The 15,115-nt window shown below is 39.0% G+C and carries 15 protein-coding genes; all 15 read left to right on the top strand.

Annotated features, from left to right (window positions below; translation table 11 throughout):
* The first annotated feature begins 6 nt into the window (after window positions 1–6).
* The 15 genes from aroC (at window position 7) to tarQ (ending at window position 14,912) form a co-directional block, all read left to right on the top strand.
* Entirely contained in the window at window positions 7–1,173 is a 1,167-nt protein-coding gene (aroC, locus tag TZ91_RS02200; RefSeq protein ID WP_033686754.1) for a chorismate synthase, read from the top strand.
* 9 nt (window positions 1,174–1,182) lie between these two features.
* The gene (locus TZ91_RS02205; RefSeq protein ID WP_033686753.1) at window positions 1,183–2,286 is read left to right on the top strand and encodes a prephenate dehydrogenase; all 1,104 of its coding nucleotides are present in this window, start codon (window positions 1,183–1,185) and stop codon (window positions 2,284–2,286) included.
* Window positions 2,287–2,296: 10 nt separating this feature from the next.
* Window positions 2,297–2,875 (top strand): hypothetical protein, encoded by a 579-nt coding sequence (locus TZ91_RS02210; protein ID WP_080702845.1) that lies wholly within the window; start codon window positions 2,297–2,299, stop codon window positions 2,873–2,875.
* 53 nt (window positions 2,876–2,928) lie between these two features.
* The gene (locus TZ91_RS02215) at window positions 2,929–3,267 is read left to right on the top strand and encodes a YlbF/YmcA family competence regulator (RefSeq protein WP_033686752.1); all 339 of its coding nucleotides are present in this window, start codon (window positions 2,929–2,931) and stop codon (window positions 3,265–3,267) included.
* A 330-nt stretch (window positions 3,268–3,597) separates the two neighbouring features.
* Entirely contained in the window at window positions 3,598–4,167 is a 570-nt protein-coding gene (locus tag TZ91_RS02220) for a LemA family protein (protein ID WP_033686751.1), read from the top strand.
* A gap of 18 nt (window positions 4,168–4,185) precedes the next feature.
* Window positions 4,186–5,322 (top strand): TPM domain-containing protein, encoded by a 1,137-nt coding sequence (locus tag TZ91_RS02225; RefSeq protein ID WP_033686750.1) that lies wholly within the window; start codon window positions 4,186–4,188, stop codon window positions 5,320–5,322.
* A gap of 121 nt (window positions 5,323–5,443) precedes the next feature.
* On the top strand, window positions 5,444–6,727 hold the full coding sequence (gene aroA / locus TZ91_RS02230) for a 3-phosphoshikimate 1-carboxyvinyltransferase (protein ID WP_033686748.1): 1,284 nt from the start codon (window positions 5,444–5,446) through the stop codon (window positions 6,725–6,727).
* A complete protein-coding gene (locus tag TZ91_RS02235) occupies window positions 6,720–7,196 on the top strand; it encodes a shikimate kinase (protein ID WP_033686747.1) in 477 nt (158 codons plus the stop codon). Before aroA ends, TZ91_RS02235 begins: the two co-directional genes overlap by 8 nt.
* Complete coding sequence (pheA, locus tag TZ91_RS02240) at window positions 7,193–8,041, top strand: prephenate dehydratase (protein ID WP_033686746.1); 849 nt, start codon at window positions 7,193–7,195, stop codon at window positions 8,039–8,041. The genes TZ91_RS02235 and pheA overlap by 4 nt, the downstream gene beginning before the upstream one ends.
* Complete coding sequence (locus TZ91_RS02245) at window positions 8,038–9,348, top strand: LCP family protein (protein ID WP_033686744.1); 1,311 nt, start codon at window positions 8,038–8,040, stop codon at window positions 9,346–9,348. The genes pheA and TZ91_RS02245 overlap by 4 nt, the downstream gene beginning before the upstream one ends.
* Window positions 9,349–9,473: 125 nt before the next feature.
* Window positions 9,474–10,319 (top strand): LicD family protein, encoded by an 846-nt coding sequence (locus TZ91_RS02250; RefSeq protein WP_080702844.1) that lies wholly within the window; start codon window positions 9,474–9,476, stop codon window positions 10,317–10,319.
* The gene (locus tag TZ91_RS02255; protein WP_080929546.1) at window positions 10,309–11,412 is read left to right on the top strand and encodes a glycosyltransferase; all 1,104 of its coding nucleotides are present in this window, start codon (window positions 10,309–10,311) and stop codon (window positions 11,410–11,412) included. The genes TZ91_RS02250 and TZ91_RS02255 overlap by 11 nt, the downstream gene beginning before the upstream one ends.
* Before the next feature lies 1 nt (window position 11,413).
* Window positions 11,414–12,400 carry a glycosyltransferase family 2 protein gene (locus tag TZ91_RS02260; RefSeq protein WP_033686742.1) on the top strand — a complete coding sequence of 329 codons (987 nt, stop codon included), beginning with the start codon at window positions 11,414–11,416 and terminating at the stop codon, window positions 12,398–12,400.
* A gap of 15 nt (window positions 12,401–12,415) precedes the next feature.
* Entirely contained in the window at window positions 12,416–13,885 is a 1,470-nt protein-coding gene (locus TZ91_RS02265; RefSeq protein ID WP_033686740.1) for an O-antigen polysaccharide polymerase Wzy family protein, read from the top strand.
* The gene (gene tarQ, locus TZ91_RS02270) at window positions 13,878–14,912 is read left to right on the top strand and encodes a teichoic acid biosynthesis protein TarQ (protein WP_033686739.1); all 1,035 of its coding nucleotides are present in this window, start codon (window positions 13,878–13,880) and stop codon (window positions 14,910–14,912) included. Before TZ91_RS02265 ends, tarQ begins: the two co-directional genes overlap by 8 nt.
* The last annotated feature ends 203 nt before the right edge of the window (window positions 14,913–15,115 follow it).

Genomic DNA, 15,115 nt, shown 5'->3' on the forward strand with positions numbered 1-15,115 from the left:
GAACGTATGAGATATTTAACTGCAGGAGAATCACACGGTCCCCGTCTGACGGCTATCATTGAAGGAATTCCAGCAGGACTTCCTTTGACAGCAGAGGACATCAATGAGGATTTGAAACGTCGTCAGGGTGGATACGGCCGCGGTGGTCGTATGAAGATTGAGAGTGACCAGGTTGTCTTTACTTCAGGCGTTCGCCATGGGAAGACGACAGGGGCTCCCATTACCATGGATGTCGTCAATAAGGACCATCAGAAATGGCTGGATATCATGTCTGCGGAGGACATTGAAGACCGATTTAAAAGCAAACGAAAAATCACCCATCCTCGGCCAGGTCATGCCGACTTGGTTGGGGGGATCAAGTACCGTTTTGATGATTTGCGTAATTCCTTGGAGCGTTCATCAGCTCGTGAAACCACCATGCGGGTGGCAGTTGGGGCAGTAGCCAAACGCCTCTTGGCTGAGCTGGATATGGAGATTGCCAACCATGTCGTAGTCTTTGGTGGCAAGGAAATTGATGTTCCTGAGAATCTCACAGTTGCTGAGATTAAGGAAAGAGCTGCCCAGTCTGAAGTTTCTATTGTCAACCAAGAAAGAGAACAGGAAATCAAGGATTATATTGACCAAATCAAACGTGACGGTGATACCATCGGTGGGGTTGTGGAGACAGTCGTTGGAGGTGTTCCAGTTGGTCTTGGTTCCTATGTCCAATGGGACAGAAAATTAGATGCCAGACTTGCCCAAGCAGTTGTCTCTATCAATGCCTTTAAAGGGGTGGAATTTGGTCTTGGCTTTGAAGCTGGTTATCGTAAAGGCAGCCAGGTCATGGATGAAATTCTCTGGTCTGAAGAAGACGGCTATACTCGCCGTACCAATAATCTAGGTGGCTTTGAAGGTGGTATGACCAATGGGCAACCCATCGTTGTTCGAGGCGTGATGAAGCCCATTCCTACTCTCTACAAACCACTCATGAGTGTGGATATCGAAACCCATGAACCCTACAAGGCAACAGTGGAGAGAAGTGATCCGACCGCTCTTCCAGCAGCCGGTGTGGTCATGGAAGCTGTTGTGGCAACGGTTTTGGCACAAGAAATCCTCGAAAAATTCTCATCAGACAATCTAGAGGAATTAAAAGAAGCAGTGGCCAAACACCGAGACTATACAAAGAACTATTAAGGAGTTCCTATGGCAAAAACAGTCTATATCGCGGGCCTTGGATTGATTGGTGCCTCTATGGCCTTAGGTATCAAACGCGATCATCCAGATTATGAAATTTTAGGTTATAATCGCAGTCAAGCTTCGAGAGATATCGCCTTGAAAGAAGGCATGATTGACCGTGCAACGGATGATTTTGCTAGTTTTGCTCCTCTTGCGGATATCATTATTCTTAGCTTGCCAATAAAGCAAACCATTTCCTTTATTAAGGAGTTGGCCAACTTGGACTTGAAAGAAGGCGTGATTATTTCAGATGCTGGTTCGACCAAGTCAGCCATTGTGGATGCGGCGGAGCAGTATTTGGCTTGCAAACCTGTTCGCTTTGTCGGGGCTCATCCTATGGCTGGTAGTCATAAGACAGGGGCTGCTTCTGCGGATGTCAATCTTTTTGAAAATGCTTATTATATCTTTACACCGTCTAGTCTAACAAGTCCTGACACACTTGAGGAAATGAAGGACTTGCTTTCAGGTCTTCATGCCCGTTTTATCGAGATTGATGCTAAGGAGCATGATCGCGTGACTTCTCAGATTAGCCATTTTCCTCATATTCTGGCCTCCAGTCTCATGGAGCAGACCGCGGTCTATGCTCAAGAACATGAGATGGCAAGGCGCTTTGCGGCCGGTGGTTTTCGAGATATGACCCGAATTGCGGAAAGCGAACCAGGTATGTGGACCTCCATTCTCTTGTCCAATCGTGAGACTATTCTAGACCGCATTGAGGATTTCAAGGAACGTTTAGATGAGGTTGGACAAGCTATCAGCAAGGGAGATGAAGAGCAGATTTGGAACTTTTTCAACCAAGCGCGTGAGCAACGTCAGGCCATGGAAATTCATAAGCGTGGTGGTGTGGATAGCTGTTATGACCTCTATGTCGACGTTCCCGATGAAGAAAACGTCATCCTGCGGATTTTGGAATTGCTGCGAGGAACTTCCTTGGTCAATATTCATATTAACGAGGAAAACCGTGAAGATATTCACGGGATTCTACAAATTTCATTTAAAAATGCTCAAGACTTAGAAAGAGCCGAGCATCTCATAACAGAAAATACTGACTACACAGTCGTTGTCAAGTAAGGAGAAAATCATGTCAAAAATAAATAAATCAATATTTGGTATTATCTTTTTTTCTTTTATCCTACTTGGTGCTTGTGCTGTTAAAAAAGATGTGAAAACTAATTCAGAAGCAAGTGTCGAGACAAAAAATGAACCATCCAAGAAAGAAACAAGTTCAGAGAAAACTAATTCAAAGTATGTAGACGATAGGATTATTAATGATTTTATTAATAGCTATAATCAAAATTCTGATAGCCCATTAGAAAATATCAAAAAAGGAAATATAAAAATAAAATATTTCGCATCAAGCTACGGATACTACTTGGAGCTTTTACATGCAAATGATACTGATAAAATCAATGTAACAATAAATCAGACAAATGAAAATAGTGAATCTGGTGTTGTAGGAATGAAAGAAGTATTTCATGATATTGTTAGAGCAATTGAATCGTCTTTATCTGATGATGAGATAAATAGTTATTTTGATAATCTTGTATCAAATGAAACTATAACAGATTCTAATTTAGGCTCTTTGAAGATAAAGTATATACCAGATAAGGAATTAAGTTATGGACATTCAAGAGGTCATATTGAAGTTATTGCACAATAATAAAGATCACTGAGTGACTATTAATTTTAAAAGAAATAAATAAGGAGAAAATCATGTCAAATATTTACGATAGTGCAAACGAACTCAGTCGCGGTCTACGCGAATTACCAGAATACAAGGCTGTCAAAGCAGCTAAAGATGCGATTGCAGCAGATGCTGAGGCAAGCAAAATCTTTACAGAATATGTTACTTTCCAAGAGGAAATTCAAAAACTAGCACAGACAGGTCAAATGCCAGATGCTTCCTTCCAAGTGAAAATGGAAGGCTTTGGCAAGCAGATTCAGGGGAACAGCCTCTTGTCAGAATTCTTTACCAAGCAACAACAATTGGCAATTTACCTTTCTGACATTGAAAAAATTGTTTTTGAACCAGTTTCAGAATTGCTAAAATAAGAACATTATTTTGTTCATTTTTTATAGGTATTTTTTAAACGTATGTTTATCATTGATAACTACTGTATAAGTTAGAGCTATTAGAATGGCCTGTTTAATAATTGTGGGGATGAATGCCTTTACTAATAAACAAAATACAAAACAAATTAAATAGGCTATTGAAAATCATAACTATAATACAAAACGAATTTGAAAGTTTATAACTGTTATTTTCTACTTCAATTGATAAGTTAGAAATTGTTGATGAGATAATAAATATAGAAACAATTATGAAAGAGAATGAAATTTTTATTATCGATAAATGATGAACAATAGAAAATAGGGAAAAATATGTCAAAAAAATTAATTGCTCTAATAGGAGTTCCTGTAGGAATTATCTTCATCAGTATTATAGTGTTGGCAGGTTCGTACAATAGTCTTGTTAGCAAAGATGAATCTGTGAAACAAGCTAACTCGAAGATTGAAGTTGCACTTCAACGTAGGGCTGACTTAATTCCAAATGTTGTAAATTCTGTAAAAGGATATATGAAGCACGAAGAAGACATCTTTACAAAGATTGCGGATGCTCGTTCTAAGATTGGCTCAGGAAATACAGAAACAAAAAATGAAGGGGAGAGCGAATTAACTTCTGCCATTTCTCGATTGCTAGTTGTTCAAGAAAATTATCCGGAGTTAAAAGCTGATACACAAGTGTCTTCTCTAATTTCAGAGCTTGAGGGAACTGAAAATCGTTTGTTTGTTGCTCGTAAAGATTACAACGATACTGCAACAGAATATAATAAGACCATTAGACGTTTTCCTACTAATATGATAGCTAGTTTGTTTGGTTTCCAAAGAGCTGAGTTAATTGAAGCAGAGAAAGATGCAAAGGTGGTCCCTAAAGTCAATTTAACTGATTAGTCTTGTGGGGGATCTCCTATGAAAAAGTTACTTTTACTCTTAATTACCCCTTTATTCTTTTTTATGCCTATTGTTGCGGCTAATATAGCTGTTCCAGATCGTCCTTTAAATGGTATTTACGATCCTAACGGTTATTTAACCACTAGTGTTGCAGAAACGTTAGAGAGTATGAATGCTGGGAGTGAAACCCAAGTGGGTATTTATATTGTAGATACCCTGGACGGTTCTAGTATTGAAGAGGTAGCCAATGAGGTTGCACGCAAATGGAAAGTTGGCAAACAAGATTCCAACAGTGGAATTCTAATTGCTATTGCTATAAAAGATAGGAAGTTTCGTATTGAAACATCCAACGAAGCAGCAATTTGGCTTACTGACTCTAAGGCTAGTTCCTTACTAAATGATTCTAAACCGTACATGAAAGAAGGGAAATATACTGATGCTCTTAACAAAATTCTAGTAGGTATTTCTAAAGCCGAGTCTAGCAAAGCTGAAATCATAAACAAGAAGGAAAATAATCGACTTCCAAAAAGCTATGAAAAATCATTAAAAAATAATGAAGGCTTTAGTAAGTACTTCGATTACATTCCGTTTCCGATATTGTTCTATCTGTTGTTCTTTCTTTTACTAAGTTTAGCAACGTGGATCAAGTACTTAAAAAGATGCCGCTTTTCTAAGTATGAGTACGAGGGAAAAGGCAAGCTGTATCCAGATTTTCCTGACTTTGTACCTAATGATACGTGGACTGAAGAACGTAAATCTGACTATAAAAAAAATAAGCGTTTAATTAGGTCTCAATATCAGTACGAAGGATATAACAAACTCTATCCAGACTCAAAAGGTTTTCTACCTAATGACACTTGGACTCCATTACTTATAGAAGCATACTACGCAGAAGTTGAAAGAAAGCAACTAGATAGGCTCAATCGCTCTCAATACTCTTATAATGGGAAGGGGAAACTCTACCCAAACGATAACGATTTTGTGAGGAATGCTTCTTGGACTTCCGAGCTCACAAAAAGCTACTATGCTTCACAAAGAGCACAGTCAGATTCTTCTTCCTCTAGATATGATTCTGGTAGTTCTAGTTCATCTTGGTCTTCAGATGATTGGGGTGGCGGTGGATTTGATGGTGGTGGTTCTTCAGATAGTTGGTAAATTGAAAATGAAAAAGAATTGCTAAAATAAGAAAATAACTATCATAAAGTCAGGAATTTTTAAGGAATTTCTGGCTTTTTATGATAAAATAGGTAAAAGTATTGCAAGTATGAGGTCTAGTATGAAACTAAAAACAAACATTCGCCACTTACACGGCAGTATCCGAGTTCCAGGTGACAAGTCTATTAGTCATCGTTCCATTATCTTTGGAAGTTTGGCTGAGGGTGAGACCAAGGTTTATGATATATTACGTGGCGAAGACGTCCTTTCGACCATGCAGGTTTTTCGTGACCTTGGTGTTGAAATTGAGGACAAAGATGGGGTTATTACCATTCAAGGTGTAGGCATGGATGGCTTAAAAGAGCCGCAAAATGCCCTTGATATGGGAAATTCTGGAACCTCGATTCGTCTGATTTCAGGTGTCCTTGCTGGTGCAGATTTTGAAGTAGAGATGTTCGGAGACGACAGTCTTTCCAAACGTCCTATGGATCGTGTGACTATTCCACTGAAAAAAATGGGCGTCAGCATTTCAGGGCAAACTGCACGAGACCTGCCTCCTTTGCGTTTGCAAGGGACGAAAAACCTAAGACCTATTCATTATGAGTTGCCAATTGCCTCTGCCCAAGTCAAGTCAGCCTTGATGTTTGCAGCCTTGCAGGCCCAGGGGGAGTCCGTTATTATCGAAAAAGAATGCACCCGTAATCATACTGAAGATATGTTGCAACAATTTGGTGGTTATTTAAGTGTGGACGACAAGAAAATCACAGTCCAAGGGCCTCAAAAACTGACTGGACAAAAGGTGGTCGTACCAGGAGATATTTCCAGTGCAGCCTTTTGGTTGGTCGCAGGTTTGATTGTTCCAAACTCTCGTGTGGTGCTTAAAAATGTGGGCATCAACGAAACGCGTACTGGTATCATTGATGTCATTCGCGCCATGGGTGGAAAATTAGAAGTTACTGAAATTGACCCAGTCGCTAAATCTGCTACTTTGACTGTTGAGTCTTCTGACTTGAAAGGAACAGAGATTGGTGGCGCTTTGATTCCACGCTTGATTGATGAATTGCCAGTTATCGCTCTGCTTGCGACTCAAGCCCAAGGTGCAACAGTTATCAAGGATGCTGAGGAACTTAAGGTTAAGGAAACAGATCGCATTCAGGTGGTAGCAGATGCTTTAAATAGCATGGGTGCGGATATCACACCTACAGCAGATGGAATGATTATCAAAGGAAAATCAGCCCTTCACGGTGCTAGAGTCAATACTTTTGGAGACCATCGTATCGGCATGATGACGGCTATCGCGGCTCTCTTGGTTTCAAATGGAGAGGTGGATCTTGATCGTGCTGAAGCTATCAATACCAGCTATCCTAGCTTCTTTGATGATTTGGAGAACTTGATTCATGGCTAAGGTATTACTAGGATTTATGGGAGCTGGCAAATCGACTATTGCAAGAGGCTTGGACCCTAATTACCTTGATATGGATGCTCTGATAGAGAAGCGTTTAGGTATGTCCATTGCGGAATTTTTCTCGGAAAAGGGAGAAGAATCTTTTCGTCAGATAGAGTCTGAAGTCCTAGCTGAGTTACTAGAAACAAATCAAGTTGTGTCAACTGGTGGAGGAGTAGTCATTTCTCAGCGAAATCGTGACTTACTCAAGACAAATTCTGATAATATCTACCTGAAAGCTGATTTTGAAACCCTCTACCAACGCATATCAGCTGATAAGGACAATCAGCGCCCGCTTTTTCTAAATAATAGCAAGGAAGAATTAGTAGCTATTTTCCAAGAAAGACAGGCTTGGTATGAGGAAGTGGCTAGTCGGATTTTGGATGTGACCAAACTAAGCCCAGAGGAAATTATAGAGGAACTGAGATGAAAATTGCGTATCTAGGTCCCAAGGGATCATTTTCACATCACGTTGTGCAGACAGCTTTTCCTCATGAGGAATTGCAGGCCTTTGCCAATATTACAGATGTCATTAAGGCCTATGAGCAAGGTTTGGTGGACTATTCTGTGGTGCCAGTTGAAAATTCTATTGAGGGTAGTGTTCATGAAACCTTGGACTACCTTTTTCATCAGGCTCGTATCCAAGCAGTGGCAGAAATCGTTCAGCCTATTCATCAGCAGTTGATGGTGGTTCCAGGTCATACTAAGATTGAAAAGATTTTTTCTCATCCTCAGGCTCTGGCTCAAGGAAAGAAATTCATCGATGAACAATATCCAGATGCCCAAATCGAGGTAACAGCTAGTACAGCTTATGCGGCCCGTTTTATTTCCGAACATCCAGACCAACCTTATGCAGCGATTGCACCTAGAAGTTCTGCTGAAGAATATGGTTTAGAACTGATTGCCGAGGATATTCAGGAAATGGAAGCCAATTTTACCCGTTTCTGGGTTTTGGGAGCTGAAATACCTTTTATTCCCTTGAAATCACAAACTGAGAAAATGAGTTTGGCCTTGACCTTACCGGACAACCTTCCAGGCGCACTTTATAAGGCCATGTCGACCTTTGCTTGGAGAGGAATTGACCTGACAAAAATTGAAAGTCGACCACTCAAGACAGCACTGGGAGAATACTTTTTCATTATCGATGTGGATTACGCCGATAAGGACTTGGTTAACTTTGCCCAAAAAGAATTAGAAGCGATTGGAATCCAGTATAGAGTACTGGGAGCCTATCCTATTTATCCAATATCAGACCACGGAAAGGAGAGAAGATGAGTAAAGAAAATCCCTTAAGTCATCATGAGCAGTTACGTTATGACTATCTCTTTAAGAACATTCATTACCTCAATGAGCGAGAGAAAAAAGAGTTTGCTTACCTGCAAGGTAAGTTAAATATGGCTAGCAGTAGTGAGACTTCTCCAGAAATTCATGATGAAAATCACGATATGGAAGAGTCTTTCATGGAACCAATCAATCAGTCTCCTCTTCCATCCTATGGTAACCGTAGTCGTGCAAAAAAATACCAGAAAAGCCATTCTCTTCCAAAGGTTAAGTCCAAGAAACGTAAGATTCGTTGGGGGCGCATTTTTGCAGGATTGCTTGCTCTTCTAGCCTGTGTTGGTTTTGGTATGATTTTTATGTTCCTAAAAGGTTATTCAAATGCGGATCCAACCAAACCTGCCAATGCTAAGGCAGCTCAAGTAGAAGTTTTTCATGGTCAAGATACCAAGGATGGGGTCAATATTTTGATTATGGGGACGGATGGACGGATTGGCCAAAACAGTGCTGAGACGAGAACGGACTCGATTATGGTTCTAAACGTTGGTGGCTCAGATAAAAAAATCAAACTGGCCAGCTTTATGCGTGACAATTTGGTTTATATAGACGGTTACAGCCAAGTCATTAACGGTAGAAAGCAGTCCGATAATAAGTTAAATGTTGCTTATGAGTTAGGGGAACAAGAGGGGCAAAAAGGGGCTGAAATGGTTCGGAAAGTCCTAAAAGATAATTTTGACTTGGACATTAAGTACTACGCTTTGGTAGACTTTCAGGCCTTCGCAACTGCTATTGACACTCTCTTCCCTGATGGCGTGACGGTTGATGCTAAATTCTCAACCTTAGAAGGTCAACCTTTAACCGAAGCTACAGTCGGAGATGATTTACATGCTACGGAAACAGAGTCACCAACCCAGACTATTAAAGTTGGGAAACAGCAGATGAACGGTTCAACCTTGCTCAATTATGCACGTTTCCGTGATGATGATGAAGGTGATTACGGTCGTACCAAGAGACAACAGCAAGTGCTGACAGCTGTTCTGCAGCAACTCAAGGATCCAACCAAACTCTTTACTGGATCAGAAGCACTTGGTAAGGTCTTTGGCATGACCTCTACGAATGTTCCCTATAGTTTCTTATTGACCAATGGTTTATCCTTCCTAGATGGAGCGCAAAATGGCATTGAGAGATTAACAGTTCCAGAACTAGGTGATTGGGTCGATGCCTATGATGTCTATGGAGGACAGGCACTCTTAGTAGACCAAAATAAATATCAAACCAAGCTTGCTCAAATGGGAATGAGATAAGTTAAGATAGAAAAATCAAAGTTTGAAGGCTATTTATCTAGCAGTCAGGCTTTGATTTTTTACAGTCTGCAATAGATTTTCATCCCTTATTTGTGGTATAATGGAACGATACGATAGAAAGAATAATGAACAATATGACTGATTTAAAAGCAATTCAGGCTCGAAGTCTGGAGATGGCTGAATATTTTGTGGCCTTTTGCAAGGAACATGATTTGCTTTGTTATCTCTGTGGAGGAGGTGCTATTGGTGCCCTTCGAAACAAGGGTTTTATTCCTTGGGATGATGATCTAGATTTTTTTATGCCCCGTAAAGATTATGAGAAATTAGCAGAATTATGGCCTCGTTATGCAGATGAGCGTTATTTCTTGTCAAAGAGTAACAAGGATTTTGTCGACCGCAATCTTTTTATTACTATTCGTGACAAGGAAACTACCTGTATCAAACCTTATCAGCAGGATTTGGATTTGCCACATGGTTTGGCCTTAGATGTGTTACCTTTGGATTATTATCCGAAAAATCCAGCTGAGCGGAAAAAACAGGTTCGCTGGGCACTGATTTATTCACTCTTTTGTGCGCAGACTATTCCAGAAAAGCATGGTGCACTTATGAAATGGGGAAGCCGTATTTTACTGGGGTTGACTCCAAAATCTCTTCGTTATCGCATTTGGAAAAAAGCTGAGAAAGAAATGACCAAGTATAGTCTGGGTGAGAGCGATGGCATCACAGAATTATGCTCGGGTCCTGGTTACATGAGAAACAAGTACCTAATCGAATCTTTTGAGGATAATCTTTTCTTGCCATTTGAAGAGACAGAGATGCCCGTTCCAGTCGGCTACCATGCTTATCTCAGCACTGCTTTTGGAGACTACATGACACCTCCACCAGCAGACAAGCAGTTACCACATCATGATGCTGTCATCGCTGATATGGATAAGTCTTATACAGAATACAAGGGAGAATATGGTGGCTAAGAAAAAAATATTATTTTTTATGTGGTCTTTTTCTCTCGGGGGTGGCGCAGAGAAGATTCTATCTACCATTGTTTCAAATCTGAATCCAGAAAAGTATGATATTGATATTCTTGAAATGGAACATTTTGATAAGGGATATGAATCTGTTCCCAAGCATGTACGCATTTTAAAATCCTTTCAGGATTATCGCCAAGCCAGATGGATTCGAGCTCTTTTGTGGAGAATGAGAATTTATTTTCCAAGATTGACACGTCGCTTACTGGTGAAAGATGACTATGATGTTGAAGTTTCCTTTACCATTATGAATCCTCCACTTTTGTTCTCTAAAAGAAAAGAAGTCAAGAAAATTTCCTGGATTCATGGAAGTATCGAAGAATTTCTTAAGGATAGCTCAAAAAGGGAGTCACATAGATGCCAGTTGGATGCTGCGGATACCATTGTAGGAATTTCAAAAAAGACCAGCGATTCTATCAAGGAAGTCTATCCAGACTATGCTTCGAAATTACAGACGGTCTACAATGGATATGATTTTAAGACTATTTTAGAAAAATCTCAAGAGAAGATCGATATCGAGATTGCGCCTCAAAGTATCTGTACTATCGGACGGATTGAGGAAAATAAGGGTTCTGACCGTGTGGTGGAAGTGATACGATTATTACATCAAGAGGGAAAAAACTATCATCTCTACTTCATAGGGGCTGGTGATATGGAAGAGGAACTGAAAAAACGCGTCAAAGAATATGAGCTTGAAGACTATGTACATTTCCTTGGTTATCAAAAAAATCCTTATCAGTATTTATCTCAGACGAAAGTTCTCTTGTCTATGTCTAAACAAGAAGGTTTTCCTGGAGTGTATGTGGAGGCCTTGAGTTTGGGACTTCCTTTTGTCTCTACGGATGTTGGAGGGGCTGAGGAATTATCCCAAGAAGGACGATTTGGACAAATCATTGAGAGCAATCAAGAGGCAGCTCAGGCAATTACGAACTACATGACTACTGCCTCAAATTTCGATGTCAATGAGGCTAGCCAATTCATTCAACAATTCACAATTGCCAAACAAATCGAACAAGTAGAAAAACTATTAGAGGAGTAGCATGGAAACTGCATTAATCAGTGTGATTGTGCCAGTCTATAATGTGGCGCAGTACCTAGAAAAATCGATAGCTTCCATTCAGAAGCAGACCTATCAGAATCTGGAAATCATTCTTGTTGATGATGGAGCAACGGATGAAAGTGGTCGCTTGTGTGATTCAATCGCTGAACAAGATGATAGGGTGTCAGTGCTTCATAAAAAGAACGAAGGTTTGTCGCAAGCACGAAACGATGGAATGAAGCAGGCTCACGGAGATTATCTGATTTTCATTGACTCAGATGATTATATCCATCCAGAAATGATTCAGAGCTTATATGAGCAATTAATTCAAGAAGATGCGGATGTTTCGAGCTGTGGTGTCATGAATGTCTATGCTAATGATGAAAGCCCACAGTCAGCCAATCAGGATGACTATTTTGTCTGTGATTCTCAAACATTTCTGAGGGAATACCTCATAGGTGAAAAAATACCTGGAACGATCTGCAATAAGCTAATCAAGAGAGAGAGTGCAACTGCCCTATCCTTTCCAAAGGGATTGATTTATGAAGATGCTTATTATCATTTTGATTTAATCAAGTTGGCCAAGAAGTACGTTGTTAATACCAAACCCTATTATTACTATTTCCATAGAGGGGATAGTATTACGACTAAACCCTATGCAGATAAGGATTTAGCCTATATTGATATCTACCAAAAGTTTTACAATGAAGTTGTGAAAAACTATCCGGATTTGAAAGAGGTTGCTTTTTTCAGATTGGCTTATGCCCACTTCTTTATTCTGGATAAGATGTTGCTAGATGATCAGTATAAACAGTTTAAAGCCTATTCTCAAATTCATCGTTTTTTAAAAGGCCATGCCTTTACTATTGTTAGGAATCCAATTTTCCGTAAGGGGAGAAGAATTAGTGCTTTGGCTCTATTCATAAATATTTCCTTATACCGATTCTTATTACTGAAAAATATTGAAAAATCTAAAAAATTACATTAGAACGGGGGTGAGCAAGTGATTGATGGAAAACGATTATTATTTAGTTTGACCATAGTCAGTTATGCCTTGACGCTAGTAAGTGGAATTGTGTATCTGTTTAATAATAACAATGTTAGCTTGCTTTCTACTTTATTGTTCTTACTGGTTAGTAGCTTAATTGCTTGTTGGAATGATATCAAGTATTACTTAATCCATTTTATTTTCTTTTTAACTATTTTTGTATTTCTGGTATCAAGGCCGACTATTGATTACTTTAGGGATGGTGCTTTGGATACCTATCATCCCATAGCCTATCGCTTTGCCTTTATAGTTGTCATGGTTTCGATATTGGGATTGACCACAGGAGGACTTCTAGCTCGCTATTTTATAGCTAGAAAGAAAATACAAGTACCCAAGATAAGAAGTTCTCTAAAAGATGTTTACATCAAGCGGTTGCGCTTTGTATCGCTAGGAGTTTTTCTTCTAACCTATCCTTTCTATTTCATTCGGTTATTTGAACGGCTCCTGTATCGCTTGCAGACTTCCTACTATGCCTACTATGCAAACTTTGAAAGTAAACTGCCTTATTTTACCTATATCTTATCAACATTTACGGTCTATGCAATGTGTATGTATTTGGCAACCAAGCCAAAGAAATTGCAGGCAACAGCAGTGCTTGTCTCCTTTATTGCAGCTAATACTATTCATTTGGCAATCGGGACACGCAATCCCTTTATTTTAAGTATTTTATTTGCTTTCGTTTATTACTTTATGCGGGAGCAAACAGAAAAGGGAAAATGGATTGGATTTAAAGAAAAGTTAGCGATTTTTGTAGGTTCTCCTATTCTCATGTTAGCGATGGGAATACTCAATTATGTACGGGATAATGTCCAGGTTTCCCATACAGGTTTCTGGGATATCCTGCTTGACTTTATCTATAAACAAGGAACCAGTTTTGGTGTTTTGGCTAGAGGCTTTCTATTTAACAGTAGCCTCCCTTACCGAGATTTACGCAATTTTACTTTTGGTCCTGTTATTGATTATTTTGCAAGGGGAAGTTTAGGGGCCATTTTCGGAGGAAAAGCCTTTGAACATACAACCAATAGTGTGGAACTAGCTATTGATAGCAATAGTTATGCCCACAATCTATCCTATCTTGTCTTGAACAAGGAATACTTGAAAGGACATGGTATCGGAAGTAGCTATATTATGGAGTTGTATACCGACTATGGTATGATAGGAGTCTTTCTACTTAGTCTCTTGCTAGGTATGTTATTCATAGCCATGCTGCAAGTAGCCTATCGTTCAAGAACAATCCTATTTGCCTTGTCCCTACTCATCTTGAATAATCTATTCTTTATGCCAAGAAGTAGCTTTTCAGAAAGTTTCTTCAATTTATTTACAATGCAATTCTGGGGAATTGTTCTTGTGATTATATTTGTAGCGAAAATGCTTACAAAAGAGAACCAGTATCTACTAAACAAAGGAGAAAAAAATCATGTTTGAACATTATTCAGTAGCTGATTTGTTTGCAAATCTTTATAAAAAACGAAAAGCAAATATTCTAGCTCTCATCGCTTTATTTGCTCTCATTGCTGTACCATTTACAATTAAAGCAGTTAAGAATAAAAATACTGTCAAAGATACAACAAGTTATTCAACTTATATCAGCTATAAAATCACACCTCCAGAAGATTCAGCTAAAACAATTTTGAATCATCAAATTGGTGGTTATAGTGATTTCTACGGGAAATTGATTGATGGGAATTTGAATGGAGCTTATCTTTTCAATGATGTAGAGCCTAGTGAGTTGAAAAAAATTGCCAGTGAATTAGATACGACAGAGACAACCTTGAAAAATTCTACAAGTGACTATTGGTGGAAAAAATTGACTGTCTACTATATGATTGACGATGCAGGGGTTGGTGTGAAAATTTTGACACCAAGTAAAGATGCCAATGACTTGTTAGAGAAAAAGATTGATGCATTGGTTGATAAATTTAAAAATACCTATGCAAACGTGAAAATTGAAAAATTGGAAACCATCAATTCTAAAGAATTGAACGCAAACGGTGAGACAGCGCTTGGATTAAACGTCAAGAATCTGATCCTTCGTCTAGCTGTTATTGGAGTAGTTTGTGTGATTTTGGTTGTGATGGGAAATGTATTGGTTTATCTCTTTAACCCAACAATCAATAGAGCAGGTGATTTTTCTCAATATCAAATTGATTTTGTAACAGAGATTACAACAATTGCTAATCTAGCAGATATTCTATCATACAAAAATGCTGGACAAGAATTGACTATCGTTAGCTCAAATAAAGCTATTCTAGATAAATTAAAACAAAATCAAGAGACTTTAAAAGGAATGCATTTTGTAGATTTACAAGATGTACCATCTCTTTTAGAAAGAGATACAGTCCTTCTTGTTGAAGAGTACGGAGTAACTCGTTATAAGAAATTTGAACAAAGTCTTCAAATTCTTCGAAACTTAAATCGTTCTATCCTTGGTGTAGCAACCTTTAAACTATAAGCTTTCTGATGTATTAGGTCTTCAAAGTTGGCTAAGAGCTGATTTTGAAGGCTTTTTCTATTTGTTTGCAGAAATTTTCTTTTATACTCAATGAAAATCAAAAAGCAAACTAGGAAGCTAGCCGCAGGTTGCTCAAAGCACCGCTTTGAGGTTGTAGATAAAGCTGACGTGGTTTGAAGAGATTTTCGAAGAGTATTAGAGTC

Origin of the sequence: Streptococcus mitis, from assembly GCF_000960025.1 — a bacterium.
Lineage (GTDB): Bacteria > Bacillota > Bacilli > Lactobacillales > Streptococcaceae > Streptococcus > Streptococcus mitis_DH.

Coding starts and splice junctions, on each gene's coding strand:
- TZ91_RS02260 (WP_033686742.1), top strand. CDS start 11,414: ATGGAAACTGCATTAATCAGTGTGATTGTGCCAGTCTATAATGTGGCG.
- TZ91_RS02215 (WP_033686752.1), top strand. CDS start 2,929: ATGTCAAATATTTACGATAGTGCAAACGAACTCAGTCGCGGTCTACGC.
- TZ91_RS02220 (WP_033686751.1), top strand. CDS start 3,598: ATGTCAAAAAAATTAATTGCTCTAATAGGAGTTCCTGTAGGAATTATC.
- pheA (WP_033686746.1), top strand. CDS start 7,193: ATGAAAATTGCGTATCTAGGTCCCAAGGGATCATTTTCACATCACGTT.
- tarQ (WP_033686739.1), top strand. CDS start 13,878: ATGTTTGAACATTATTCAGTAGCTGATTTGTTTGCAAATCTTTATAAA.
- TZ91_RS02210 (WP_080702845.1), top strand. CDS start 2,297: ATGTCAAAAATAAATAAATCAATATTTGGTATTATCTTTTTTTCTTTT.
- TZ91_RS02245 (WP_033686744.1), top strand. CDS start 8,038: ATGAGTAAAGAAAATCCCTTAAGTCATCATGAGCAGTTACGTTATGAC.
- TZ91_RS02225 (WP_033686750.1), top strand. CDS start 4,186: ATGAAAAAGTTACTTTTACTCTTAATTACCCCTTTATTCTTTTTTATG.
- TZ91_RS02205 (WP_033686753.1), top strand. CDS start 1,183: ATGGCAAAAACAGTCTATATCGCGGGCCTTGGATTGATTGGTGCCTCT.
- TZ91_RS02250 (WP_080702844.1), top strand. CDS start 9,474: ATGAACAATATGACTGATTTAAAAGCAATTCAGGCTCGAAGTCTGGAG.
- aroC (WP_033686754.1), top strand. CDS start 7: ATGAGATATTTAACTGCAGGAGAATCACACGGTCCCCGTCTGACGGCT.
- TZ91_RS02255 (WP_080929546.1), top strand. CDS start 10,309: ATGGTGGCTAAGAAAAAAATATTATTTTTTATGTGGTCTTTTTCTCTC.
- TZ91_RS02235 (WP_033686747.1), top strand. CDS start 6,720: ATGGCTAAGGTATTACTAGGATTTATGGGAGCTGGCAAATCGACTATT.
- aroA (WP_033686748.1), top strand. CDS start 5,444: ATGAAACTAAAAACAAACATTCGCCACTTACACGGCAGTATCCGAGTT.